Source organism: Rhodococcus sp. BL-253-APC-6A1W (genome assembly GCF_012843405.1).
Taxonomy (GTDB): domain Bacteria; phylum Actinomycetota; class Actinomycetes; order Mycobacteriales; family Mycobacteriaceae; genus Rhodococcus.
The window spans coordinates 518,959-530,900 of the sequence record NZ_JABAFB010000001.1 but is presented as its reverse complement, the minus strand read 5'-3'; the positions used below and the strand labels follow the sequence as shown (position 1 = coordinate 530,900).

The 11,942-nt window shown below is 67.9% G+C and carries 13 protein-coding genes; 2 read left to right on the top strand and 11 right to left on the bottom strand.

Going from position 1 to position 11,942, the window contains the following annotated elements:
• Nucleotides 1-13 precede the first annotated feature (13 nt).
• From HF877_RS02465 to mftA, 7 genes are read right to left on the bottom strand one after another with little or no spacing between them, the layout of a single operon-like run.
• Nucleotides 14-1,975: a mycofactocin system FadH/OYE family oxidoreductase 2 gene (locus HF877_RS02465; protein ID WP_169619549.1), complete on the bottom strand. Its 1,962-nt coding sequence runs from the start codon at nucleotides 1,973-1,975 to the stop codon at nucleotides 14-16.
• Nucleotides 1,976-1,978: 3 nt separating this feature from the next.
• Complete coding sequence (locus tag HF877_RS02460) at nucleotides 1,979-2,791, bottom strand: mycofactocin-coupled SDR family oxidoreductase (protein WP_169619548.1); 813 nt, start codon at nucleotides 2,789-2,791, stop codon at nucleotides 1,979-1,981.
• Between the two features lie 32 nt (nucleotides 2,792-2,823).
• Nucleotides 2,824-4,728 (bottom strand): mycofactocin system FadH/OYE family oxidoreductase 1, encoded by a 1,905-nt coding sequence (locus tag HF877_RS02455; protein ID WP_169619547.1) that lies wholly within the window; start codon nucleotides 4,726-4,728, stop codon nucleotides 2,824-2,826.
• Nucleotides 4,729-4,739: 11 nt separating this feature from the next.
• Nucleotides 4,740-5,951 carry a pre-mycofactocin synthase MftD gene (mftD, locus tag HF877_RS02450; protein WP_169619546.1) on the bottom strand — a complete coding sequence of 404 codons (1,212 nt, stop codon included), beginning with the start codon at nucleotides 5,949-5,951 and terminating at the stop codon, nucleotides 4,740-4,742.
• Nucleotides 5,952-5,973: 22 nt separating this feature from the next.
• Complete coding sequence (mftC, locus tag HF877_RS02445) at nucleotides 5,974-7,242, bottom strand: mycofactocin radical SAM maturase (RefSeq protein WP_169619545.1); 1,269 nt, start codon at nucleotides 7,240-7,242, stop codon at nucleotides 5,974-5,976.
• A 25-nt stretch (nucleotides 7,243-7,267) separates the two neighbouring features.
• On the bottom strand, nucleotides 7,268-7,567 hold the full coding sequence (gene mftB, locus HF877_RS02440) for a mycofactocin biosynthesis chaperone MftB (RefSeq protein ID WP_169619544.1): 300 nt from the start codon (nucleotides 7,565-7,567) through the stop codon (nucleotides 7,268-7,270).
• 2 nt (nucleotides 7,568-7,569) lie between these two features.
• Nucleotides 7,570-7,665: a mycofactocin precursor MftA gene (mftA, locus tag HF877_RS02435; protein ID WP_068159438.1), complete on the bottom strand. Its 96-nt coding sequence runs from the start codon at nucleotides 7,663-7,665 to the stop codon at nucleotides 7,570-7,572.
• A 122-nt stretch (nucleotides 7,666-7,787) separates the two neighbouring features.
• Between mftA and mftR the strand changes: the two genes are divergently transcribed.
• Nucleotides 7,788-8,411 carry a mycofactocin system transcriptional regulator gene (mftR, locus tag HF877_RS02430; protein ID WP_169619543.1) on the top strand — a complete coding sequence of 208 codons (624 nt, stop codon included), beginning with the start codon at nucleotides 7,788-7,790 and terminating at the stop codon, nucleotides 8,409-8,411.
• A 6-nt stretch (nucleotides 8,412-8,417) separates the two neighbouring features.
• Entirely contained in the window at nucleotides 8,418-9,227 is an 810-nt protein-coding gene (mftM, locus tag HF877_RS02425) for a mycofactocin oligosaccharide methyltransferase MftM (RefSeq protein WP_169619542.1), read from the top strand.
• Between the two features lie 18 nt (nucleotides 9,228-9,245).
• Here the strand turns inward: mftM and HF877_RS02420 are convergent, their stop codons facing one another.
• From HF877_RS02420 to HF877_RS02410, 4 genes are all read right to left on the bottom strand, one after another.
• A complete protein-coding gene (locus tag HF877_RS02420) occupies nucleotides 9,246-10,085 on the bottom strand; it encodes an alpha/beta hydrolase (RefSeq protein WP_169619541.1) in 840 nt (279 codons plus the stop codon).
• Nucleotides 10,086-10,240: 155 nt separating this feature from the next.
• Nucleotides 10,241-10,387, bottom strand: a complete 147-nt coding sequence (locus tag HF877_RS21245; RefSeq protein ID WP_240951863.1) for a hypothetical protein — start codon at nucleotides 10,385-10,387, stop codon at nucleotides 10,241-10,243.
• 144 nt (nucleotides 10,388-10,531) lie between these two features.
• The gene (locus HF877_RS21240; protein WP_240951862.1) at nucleotides 10,532-11,002 is read right to left on the bottom strand and encodes a hypothetical protein; all 471 of its coding nucleotides are present in this window, start codon (nucleotides 11,000-11,002) and stop codon (nucleotides 10,532-10,534) included.
• Nucleotides 10,999-11,925, bottom strand: a complete 927-nt coding sequence (locus HF877_RS02410; RefSeq protein WP_169619540.1) for an ABC transporter ATP-binding protein — start codon at nucleotides 11,923-11,925, stop codon at nucleotides 10,999-11,001. The genes HF877_RS21240 and HF877_RS02410 overlap by 4 nt, the downstream gene beginning before the upstream one ends.
• Nucleotides 11,926-11,942: the final 17 nt, after the last annotated feature.

Here is an 11,942-nt window from a genome sequence, read left to right as displayed (position 1 = left end):
CTCGGACGCGGTGTCACACCGCGATCGCTGCGGCATCCCCCTCGAGGATCGCGTTGTGCGCACGGCGCGGGGTCACCGCGTCGCCGACGCGGAACACAGGAATGCTGCTGTCGCACAGTTGTTTCCAGAGTTCGTCCACGGGTTCCTGATGGGCGACGACCACCACGGCGTCGGCCACGAAGGGCCGGGCCGTGCCGGTCCGGTGATCGACGAGCGACACGACCGTCGCGTCGTCGGCGTCCACGACTCCCGTGACCATCACGTCGGTGATCTGCATGATCCCCGCAGCATGGGCGCGACGCGTCCATCCGTCCATATCGAGGGTGAGGCCGAGATCCTGTCCGACGATCATGCCGCCGGTGCACACCGTCACGGTGCAGCCACGTCCGGCGAGAAGTTCGGCCACCGACGTCGCCTGATGAAAACCCAGATCGTCGACCACGAGCACCCTCCCCTCCGGATCGCCGCGACCCTCGAGCACGTCGCGGACGTCCACGACCTTCGCGGAGTCTCCGGCCCAGACCGGCCGCTGAGGCCGGGCACCTGTCGCCACGATCACGGCGTCGGGCCGGTAGGCGCGGACGAAGTCGGCATCGACCTCGAATCCGGTCCTGATCTCGACACCGGCCCGAGCGCATTCCGCCTCGAGGCTCGTCACCATCCCTGCCAGTTCGCCGCGGTGCGGTGCGGTCGCCGCGGCGCGAATCTGCCCACCCGTCCACGGCTCTCGCTCACACAGCGTCACGGAGTGCCCGCGACGAGCGGACGTAGCGGCAGCCTGTAGTCCGGCCGGTCCACCACCGACCACGAGCACCCGGCGGCCCGGCATCCGCGGCGCAGGCAGGGGCGTGGATTCGCGGCCCGCGCGCGGGTTCACCGTGCACCCGATCCACCGGCCCAGACCGACCCGCCCGATGCATTCCTGGTTGCAACCGATACACGGCCGCACCTCCGCGTCGCGTCCACCGAGAGTCTTCCCCGCGAAGTCGGGGTCGGCGATCTGTGCCCGCACCGCACCGACGAGGTCGCAGACCCCCTCTGCCAGCGCGGAGCGGACCTGGCCGGGTGTCGTGAACCGTCCGACGCCCACAACGGGTAGCGACACAACCGCGCGGAACGCAGCGGGCACGAACAAGGAGTATCCGTGCGGCGTGGACATCGGCGCTTCGACGAGATGGAGCGTTTCGGTGGCCACACCGACCGACGTGCTGAGGTAGTCGACGGCATCCGTCGCATCCAGCATGCGCGCGACCTGCACCGCATCGTCGATGCCGATCCCGCCGGCGGTGCCGTCGTGGCCGCTCAGACGCACCCCCACGATGTACTCGTGCCCCAGCACGGACCTGACCGCGGCCACGACCTCGAGGAGCAACCGGGCACGACCGGTCGGATCGCCACCGTAGCGGTCGGTGCGGCGGTTGGTCCCCGGTGCGAGGAAGGCGCGCAGGATCGACGCCTGCGAGCACTGGATCTCGACACCGTCGAATCCGCCGTCGGCACACCGCCGCGCGACCGCCGCGTAGCCGGCGATCAGTTCGGCGATCTCGTCGCCACCGATCGCCGCCGGCACTTCCCGGAACAACGCGTCGGGTTCCGGTCCCGGTGCCCACAACGGCCGGCCCGTGTACATCGAGCTTCCTTGTGCACCGTTGTGGTTGAGCTGAGCCAGGATTCGTGTGCCGTGCGCGTGCACCGCGTCGGTGAGGCGGCGGTACCCGGGTAGCACGGCGGGATCCCAGCCCCGTATCAGCTTCTCGTACGGCCGATCCGAGCGATGCACCGTGTGTTCCTCGGTGACGATCATCGCTGCCCCGCCGCGTGCTCGCGCCGTGTAATACGCGATGTGCTGGTCGGTGATCTCCCCGTCGACCGCGAAGTTCGTCAGGTGGGCCGGGAAAATGATCCGGTTGCGCAACGTGGCCGGACCGATCCTGAGGCTGTTCCCGGGATCGGGACCGGCCGTGTTGCGCGACACCGGCTAGACCTTGGAGTTGCCCTGGTCGAGCGCCATCTGGCTGCCCGTGATCGTCTTCGCACGATCGCTCGCGAGGAACAGCACCGCGTCGGACGTGTCGTCGGGATCGGCGATCGGCTTCTCGGTGAGGATGGGTGCGAAGTTGGGGAGCCAGCCCGGGAAGCGCTCGAACATCTTCAGCGACCCCTGATCGGTGCCCATCGGGGTCTTCACGCCGTACGGGTGGATCGAATTGACGCGGATGTTGAACTCACCCAGTTCTTTCGCAGCAGCCTGGGTGATGCCGACGAGACCGAACTTGGCAGCGCCGTAATGTGCCTGTCCGGGCATCGCCTTCAGTCCGGCGACGGAACTGACGACGATGATCGAACCGCCGTTCCCGGCTTCGATCATGGCGGGCGCCGCCGCCTTCAACGTCTTGAACACGCCCGTGAGGTTGATGTCGACGAGTTCTTCGAACTGCTCGTCGGGCATTTCCCAGAATCGGTTCCAACTGCAGATGCCGGCGTTCGCGACAACGACATCGAGCCGTCCGAACTGCGCGACACCCTCGTCCACCGCAGCCCGCAGGGCGGCACTGTCGCGGACGTCGGCGATGCGAGCGACGATCTTGCCCCCGGCCTCCTCGACGAGTCGGACGGTCTCACGGAAATCGTCTTCGGTCGCCTGCTCGTAGGTGATGTACTCCGATACCGGCTTCGCGACGTCGATACCGATGATCGACGCTCCCTCCCGGGCGAACCTCAAGGCGTGGTTACGGCCTTGACCTCGCGCGATACCGGTGATGAAGACAACTTTGCCGTCGAACTCGCCCATGGAGATCCTTCCAGATCGGTCTATGCAACAGGTTACAGTTCCGAGGCGAGACGGTGCCCCTCCCGGATCGCGTCCCGCACCGTCCGAGGAGCGATGCAGTCACCGATCTCATCCAGCCCCGGACGGCGCAATCTGTCATCCGGCAGTCCCACTGAGCAGTCCACGAGTGCGGCCGCACGCACGGTGACCTCCGATTCCGTCACTCGATGGACGAGACGCACCCCCGACGAGTCGACCGCACGCACCCCGACGCCGAGGTGCCGCCGCACGCCCGCACGCTGCAACCGGACGTTCGCCGCGACCAGATCGCCGGTAGGCGCCAGCCTCGATCCCGGAATGGGGTCCGGCGTGGCGTAGTGGACCGCACGCCCCGGCGCAACGAGGTGCTCCGCAACCGCGACACCGAGCCGGCCACCTGCCGGATCCCAGACGACGACATGATCGGGGACCGTGTCCGGGTGGTCGAGGGCATACGCGGCCGTGACGTAGCGGCCACCCCGGCCGACCGGGAATCCGGGTGGGCGGGGACGGCCGCCGGTGGCCAGCACCACCGTGGTGCCGGCCTCCATCGCGGCGTCGCGTTCGTCCGCAGTGACGGCGACGCCGGTGCGGACGACGACACCGAGGTCCTGGCAGCGCTCCTCGAGCCACTGTGCAAGCAGTCCGAAGTCAGGAGCACCCGTGCCGCGTGCCGCGGTGTGCAGCATCCCTCCGACGCGATCGGCGCGCTCGGCGACGGTCACGCGGTGGCCGCGTCCCGCGAGACCGCGCGCCGCTTCCAGCCCGGCAGGTCCCCCGCCGACGACGAGCACGTCACGCGCCGCGGTCGCCGCACGGGTGACCGGACGGTCTTCCTGCCCCGCCTCCGGGTTGGCGATACATCCGACTTCCGGATTGCGGAAGTCGCGCACGAGACATGCCTGGTTGCAGCGCACACACGGCCGCGGATCGCGGTGGTCGCGGATCGAGTCGACGAGGTCGGGGTCGGCGATCTGCGCACGGGTCATCTCCACCGCATCGCACACCCCCAGATCGAGAGCTTCCTGGGGGGATGAAGGATGGACGACGCTGCCCTGCAACACCACCGGCACGGTGCCCGCGACGGCCGCGCGGACCTGATTGCACAGGTCTCGGTTGAAGTCCGCCGGCGTGTGCGCGTCGGGCCGGTAGGTTTCCGGCGTGAACAAGCCGCCACGTACGACGGTGAGCAAGTCGAGCGACGGTGCGAATTCCCGCGCGTAGCCGGCGGCGACCTCCGGTGTGAGGCCGGCCCACGGGGCGTTCTCGTCGCAGCTCAGGCGCAGCGCCACGACCCGGCCGGGTCCGAGTTCGGCGCGCACGGCGGCGATCACCTCCCGGAGGAGGCGTGGCCGATCGGAGCCGTATCGGTCGGTGCGATGGTTCGTCAGGCCGGACAGGAACTGCCGGAGCAGGGCGGTCGGTCCGGCATCGAGTTCGACGCCGTCGGCGTCGGCATCGACCGCGACGGCCGCCGCAGCACGGAATCCGGCGATCACGGATTCGATGTCGCCGGGAGTCATCTCTGCCGGGAGTTCACGCGTCGCGGGGTCGGGTACGCGCGACGGGGCCCACAGCGGCGCTCGAGTCCAGGCGCTGGAGCCCTGGAGTCCGCAGTGCCCGAGTCCGGCCAGGACGAGTGCGCCGTGCGGCCGGCACGCCGAGACGATATCCGCCCAGCCTTCCCCTGATTCGGCCGCGAGAGGAGCGCGTTCGTAGGGACGGTCGCCGGCGAGAACCGACGCCACTTCGGTGATCACGACGCCCGCACCGCCCCGGGCCCGACGCTCGTAGTACGCGCGGTGGCGACCCGAGAACCTCCGTCCCGCAGCGAGATTGGTCTCGTGCGGACCGAAGATCACCCTCGACGGCGCAGTGCGGCCGGCGAGGGTGATCGGATCGGTGAGGGCAAAGCTCATACCGGCAGGAGCTACTCGACTCCCAGATCGCGACGGAATCCGGGCGGGACGACGACGTCACCGGGCGTGAGGTCGTGGATCGAATCACGGCCGAGGCCCAAGAGGGCGGAACCTATTCCGCCGCCGAGGATGTCGAGGACGTTCTCGACACCCGCCTGGCCGTTGGCCGCGAGACCCCACAGGTAGGCGCGGCCGATCATGACGGCGTCGGCACCGAGCGCAACGGCCTTGACGACGTCGCTCCCGCGCCGGATGCCACCGTCGAGCAGCACCTCGATGTCGTTGCCGACCGCCTCCGCGATAGCCGGGAGCGCCCGGATGGGGGCCGGGGTGCCGTCGAGGTTGTTGCCGCCGTGGTTCGACACCGAGATCGCCGTGACGCCGGCGTCGACGGCGCGCTTGGCGTCGTCGACCCGCATGACACCCTTGAGCATGAACGGAGCGTCGCCCCACTGTTCACGCAGCCACGCCACGTCTTCCCAGGTGGGCAGCGTGGTGCTCATCCACTCGCCGTACGCGCCGAAGAACGTCGGCGTGTCACCACCGGGCGGGGTGAGATTGGGGGTGGTGAGGTCCGGGACGCCGCCGGTCCGGGCCCAGTCCAGAAGCCACTTGGGCCGGATGATGCCCTCGGGCGCGAACTTCACCATCGCATCGAAGCTCATCCGCTCGGGGATCGCGGGACTCCCCCAGTCCCGGCCGTTGGAGAAGGACCAGTCCAGGGTCATGATCAGACCCTTGGCACCGGCCGCGCGGGCGCGTTCCATGCGCTGGACGAGCACGTCGCGGCTGCCCACCCAGTACATCTGGAAGAACGTCTTGTCGTTGGCCGCAGCCACGTCCTCGATGGATTTGCTCGCGAACGAGCTGAGACCCATCGCGATCCCCCGTGCGGCGGCCGCGCGGGCGACGGCTACCTCTCCGTCCGGGTGGACGGCCTGGACACCGGTCGGCGAGATGAGGACGGGCATCGCCACGTCCTGCCCCATGACCCTGGTGCCCATGTCGCGCTTCTCCGACAGACCCGCGACGTGCGGGGCGAAACCGAGTTCGCGGAACGCCGCGAGATTGTCGTCGACGGTGATGCCGGCTTCGGACCCCGCCACGAGCGCCCCGTACACCGACTTCGGCAGCCGCTTGCGGGCACGCTCCTGCGCCACGGCGACCGTTTCGAACCAGTCGCTCTGCTTCCAGGGATTCTTCAGCCACGAGAACTTGGCCATCGTGAACTTCTCTCCTCGAGATCTACAGGCCTGCGAGAGGGTTCTCGTCGCAGAATTTGGCGGGCGGCTTGGCGAGCAGCGTGAGTGGCACCGGTGCTGCCGGGGTACGACGCTCGGCGCGCTTGCCGGTACGCGAGTGGTCCACGCTCGACTGCGGCACCGTCCGTTCGGCCTCGAGGGCCGACTGACCGTATCCCTGAACACATTCCGGGTCGGGACCGTCCATCGGAAGGCCGGTGAAGAACTTCGCCGCCATGCAGCCACCGCGGCACGAGTCGTAGAAGTTGCAGGAGGCGCACGCGCCGGCGGACTGCGGTTCGCGCAGTTCCCGGAACAGCTCGGAGTTCTTCCACACCTCGGCGAAACCGCCGTCGGTGAGGATGTTCCCGGCGTGGAAGTTCTCGTGGATCGCGAACGGGCACGCGTACACGTCACCGACCGGATCGATCAGGCACACGACACGGCCGGCACCACAGAGGTTGAGGCCGGGCAGAGCACCGCCGCCGCTGTCACCGCCGAAGGCGGACAGATGGAAGAACGAGTCGCCGGTCAGGACGCCTTCGCCGTGAGCGACGAGCCAGTCGTAGAGCTGACGCTGCTGGTCGTGAGTGGGGTGCAGGTCGTCCCAGACATCGACGGCGCGGCCCGACGGACGCAGCCGGGTGATGCGCAGTGTCGCGTCGTAACGGTCGGCGAGCGCCTTGAAGTCGTCGAGCTGATCGACGTTGTGGCGCGTGACCACGACGGAGATCTTCGCGTCGCGGAAGCCCGCCTCGGACAGGTTCTCGAGCGCGCGCACAGCCATCGCGAAGGAACCGGGACCGCGTACGGCATCGTTGACCTCGGCGGTCGCGCCGTCGAGGGAGATCTGCACGTCCACGTAGTCGGACGCTGCCAGCCGCGCCGCGACCTTCTTGTCGATGCGCACGCCGTTGGTGGAGAACTTCACGCCGACCTGGTGCTCGGTGGCGTAGTCGACGAGCTCCCAGAAGTCCGAGCGCACGGTGGGCTCGCCGCCACCGATGTTGACGTAGAACACCTGCATGCGTTGCAGTTCGTCGATGATGGCCTTGCACTGTTCCGTGGACAGCTCACGCGGGTCGCGCTTGCCCGACGAGGACAGGCAGTGCACACACGAGAGGTTGCAGGCGTAGGTCAGTTCCCACGTCAGGCAGATCGGAGCGTCGAGGCCCTTCTCGAACTGGTCGACGAGTCGACCGACCGCGGGCGGGAGGGAGGGAGCCGGTGCAGCCGGCGTGCTGGTGACGGGGGGTTCGAGCAGAGACGTCATAGCGGGTCCTTGCTGGGTCGGGGCGTCAGGCGGGCACGATCATGTGCGAGTCGGCCAGCGTGCCGAGGGCACGCACATAGGGCCGCTCGGCGCTCTCGTCGATTCCATGGGCGCGCAAGGCCTCCCGCACCGACGCGTGGTGGTCGAGGGACCGGACGACGTCGACGATGACGGTGTTCTTCAGGAACGACAGTTTGCGGGTGCCGAAGTGGTAGAGCAACGCCCCGAAAGGCTCGGGGCGAAGCGCTACCTGCGGGTGGAGCCGCCACGTGGCGCCCGGGTCGAACTGTGTGGTCGCCACGGCGGTGGCTCCGGGGGCGGACATGATCAGTAGACGCCGCACATGCCGTCGATCGAGACCTCTTCCACGAGGGACTCCTCGATCAGCTCGGACTCGATCACCGCGTTGTCGCGATCGGACATGATTCCTCCTCGAATTTTCACTCCACATGTGGAGTCCACGTCACAACAGGGCTAGCGTTGTGACTCGGTTCACCACTGTAATGGCATCGAGTGCAGAATGTCATCCATGGATCGAGGGAAATATGCCTGACCGCCGAGAGCCGTCCACCCGGACCGGCCGGCGCCCCTCCACCACGAGAGAATCGCTGGCGGCGGTCGGCATCGAACTCTTCCGCACCCGCGGCTTCGACGAGACCAGCGTCGACGACATCGCCGAGGCGGCGGGCATCGCGCGGCGCACCTTCTTCCGGTACTTCCCCTCGAAGAATGCGGTCGCGTGGGGTGACTTCGACGGCCAGCTCGAACAGATGCGCCGACGACTCGCAGAGGTCCCGCCGGACGATTCGCTCGCGGACGCGCTCACCGCCGCACTACTCGACTTCAACACCTTTCCGGCATCCGAGAACGAGCGGCATCGCGCCCGCATGGAACTGATCCTGCGCACTCCCGCCCTCCAGGGGTACTCGTCGGTGATGTACCAGGGGTGGCGCGCGGCAATCGCCGAGTTCGTCGCGCGCCACACCGGTGCCCGCGCCGACGACCACATCCCGAGGACCGTCGCCTACCTCGTGCTGGGCGTCGCGGTCGCGTCCTACGAGCAGTGGCTCACCGACGCCGACTCGGACCTGCGTGACCTGCTCGGAACAGGAATGCTCACACTCTCCGAAGGACTCGGCCCGAGCACTCCCCCACTCGAAAGAGGTTGACAGACAATGGCTGTGCTGGATTCTCTCGCGCCATGTCCACCGGGCCGGTGGACACACGACCACGTGACCGTCGAGCGGGTGCCCTCCGGCCCGATCAGGTTGCGCCGCACCATCGACGGACTGCACGTGACGCACGCGCTCACTCCCGACCTGCTCAGTGAACGCCTCGTCGCCGACGTGACCGCATCTGTCCAGGACGCCGAGTTCGGGCAGAACGAGTTCGAGTTGACGATGGTCGGCCTCGTCCGCTCGACGGTCCCCGGAGCTCTCGAGTCGTGGGTCACCTATTACCGCAACTCGTTGAACGAACTGCTCGACGGCACAGCAGCGTTCGCCCCGATCCACGACAAGGCCGCCACGTTGGCACGAGGCCGCGTGCTCGATCTCGGGTCGTGTTTCGGGTTCCTGCCGTTGCGGCTCGCAGGAGCGGGCTTCGACGTGGTCGCCACCGACATCCTCCCCGGCACGATGCGACTGCTCGACGCGGTCGCACCCCGTTTGGGCCTGGCTGTGGACACCCTCGTCTGCAACGCGGCCGGAGTGCCCGTTCCCGACGACAGCGCGGACACCGTCACGGCGATCCACCTGCTCGAGCACGTCGACCACGAGACGGGAGCCGCCGTTCTCGCCGAAGCGCTGCGCATCGCGCGTGCACGCGTGGTGGTCGCGGTGCCGTTCGAGGACGAGGCAACCGCGTGTCACGGGCACATCCGGACATTCGATCTCGCGTCGCTCGACGCGCTCGGACGCACGACAGGTTTTCGGTACGAGGTATTCGAACACCACGGCGGGTGGCTGATCGTCGATCTCGTGTGACTGTCGATCTCGTGTGACTTACGAGCGCTCCGCGACGAGAAACGTCGTCATCGCCTGTGCGATCGTCTCGGGCCGGTCGAGCATCGACAGCACATAGGCGTCGTCGACCTCGACGAGTGTCCCGTTCGGCAGCAGATTTGCGAGCCGTCGCCCGTGGCCGCGCGGCATGACCTTGCCGGCCGACGACCACAGCACCAGCGCCGGACCGGCGAAATGCTGCAGCGCTTCGGTATCGGCGACGAGTTCGGTTGCGGTGAAGCGGGTCGCGACGTACTTGCGCAGATCACGGCGTATGTCCTTGCTGCGGAGTCCGGGTTCGGTCCAGGTACGGACGAGGTCGTCGGGCAGGGGCGTGCGGGCCATCCAGCCGAGCAACGGCGGCGTGTTGCGCAGCCACGAAACCCTGAGTTGCCGCAGCGCGAGTGCCAGGCCACCCGGGATACGCGTGGCGAGGACCGCCATCTTGCCCGGCAGGCCCGGCGGGAAGTTGTCGAAGGCCTCGCACGGCAGCAGGATCAGACGGCCGAGGCGGTCGTCCAGTCCGTACGCGGTGAGGAACAGAGCCCCGCCCCAATCACAGTGCACCAGCGTGACGTCGTTCAGGTCGAGCGCGTCGAGAAAGTCCGCCACGATCCGGTTCAGACCGCGCAAGCTCAGATCCGCGTCGGGACGCATCGGTTCGGGGTGCGCACCGAGCGGTAGATCCGGTCGCACATAACGGAACCCGGCGGGTAACCGGTCGATCACCTCGTCCCACACCGTGTGGTTCATGAGCAGGCCGTGCAAGAAGACCACGGCCGGTCCGTCACCGTGTTCGACGTAGTGAATCGGCCCTGCAGCGAGATCGACGGTGGGCATGGACGCACCTTTCGGTGGGTGAACACTCCGGAGCGTTGGCTCCAGCGTGGCGGCGAGGACCGAAGGGTGTCAACCGTGGCGCGGGTCCGGGTGGCGCCCGACGGCCGGTTTCGCGCCGGTCTGCCGTACTCGGCGTACCGCCTCGACGTATTCCGTCACTGCCGGCCACGTCCGCGCTGCACCAGCCAGGTCGCGAGCGCTACGAAGATCACCGCCCACACCGACAGGTTCAGGATCGGAACCCACAGCGGCTCGGACGGCAGCGGGTTTCCGCTGCGGTCGATCAGCACACCTTCGGTCACGGGGTAGCGCGCCAGCGACACATAGCCGTAGAGCGGAGTGAACTTGGCGATGGTGAGCAGCGTGCCCGACAGCGGAATGAAGATGTTGCCGAGGAACGCGAGGATTACCAGGCTGCCGCCGGCAGCGCCGACGGCGGCTTCCGATCAGAAAGCCAGACCGAAGACCAAACCGTAGACGGAAAACACTGCGGCACCCACGAGCACGGCCACCGCGCTGAGGATCCACGCACTCGAGTCGCCGGACGCACCGGTGAAGACTCCGAGGACGAAGATCAGCCCGATCGGAATGGCCGCGACCACGAGGGCCACCGTTGCTTTCATCGCCACATACGAGGCGTCGGTGAGCGGGGTCAGCCCCAACTGTCTGCCCCAGCCCTGCATCCGCTCGACCGCTGCCGTGCCGCCCACGCCGGTGGTAGCGGTCACCGCGCCGTACGCAGCCATCGAAATCATGATGTACATCGCCACGTTGCCGTTGCCGGCCGACTCGGTCGCGAACGACTGGGACGCACCGAAGATCAGGTAGAAGAACGCGGGCAGCACCGCGATGAAGAAGACGTTGACGTAGTCGCGGAAGGTCCTCCGCAACTCCAGACCGACGAAGGTGGCGTTCATGCCGTTGCTTTCTGTGTCAGCGCGAGGAAGGCGGTTTCGAGCGAGCCACTGACGATGTCGAGGTCGTGGGCACCGAGGCGTAGGAGGAGAATGCGGGCCACCGAATCGGAATCCGTTGTCCGGACCTCGATTCTCGTTCCGGCCCATGAGATGTCGGCGACACCGGGAGTCGACGCGAGGACCGCCTGCGCTTCGTCTCGGAACTGCGCTGGTACCTCTGCGGAGACCAGCCTGCCTGAGGCCCGAGCCCGTATCTCGGCAGTAGGCCCGTCGGCCACCACCCGCCCTCCGGCCATCATCACGATCCGACCGGCGAAGGCGTCCGCTTCTTCGAGGTAGTGGGTTGCGAACACGATCGTGCGGCCCCGGTCGGCCTCGGCGTGCATGGTGGCCCAGAACTCGCGGCGGGCGGCCACGTCCATTCCCGCGGTCGGTTCGTCGAGGACGAGCAGGTCGGGGTCCGGGAGCAGCGCGAGAGCGAAACGAAGCCGCTGTTGTTCTCCGCCCGAGCATTTCGACACCATTCGGCGGGAGAGTGCCGAGAGTCCGGCGCTGTCGAGAACCTCGTCGATGTCGCGGTGGGTGTCGAAAGTCGAGGCGATGATGCGCACGGTTTCACGCACCGTGAGATCGCGTAGCAGTCCGCCGGTCTGGAGGACGGCGGAGACCCGGCCTTCGCGGACGGCGTGCCGGGGAGGCGCGCCGAACACGGAAATCGATCCCGAGGTCGGAGTCGTCAGCCCGAGAACCATGTCGAGCGTCGTCGTCTTCCCTGCGCCGTTGGGTCCGAGCAGAGCCATGACCTCACCGCGCCGGACGGTGAGGTCGAGGCCCGACACCGCATGCGCCTCCTCGCCGCCCTGCGCACGGAAAGTCTTGACGACGTCGCGCAGTTCGAGGGCCGGGGCACCTGTGTGTTCCATGGTCGAAAGTGTGCACG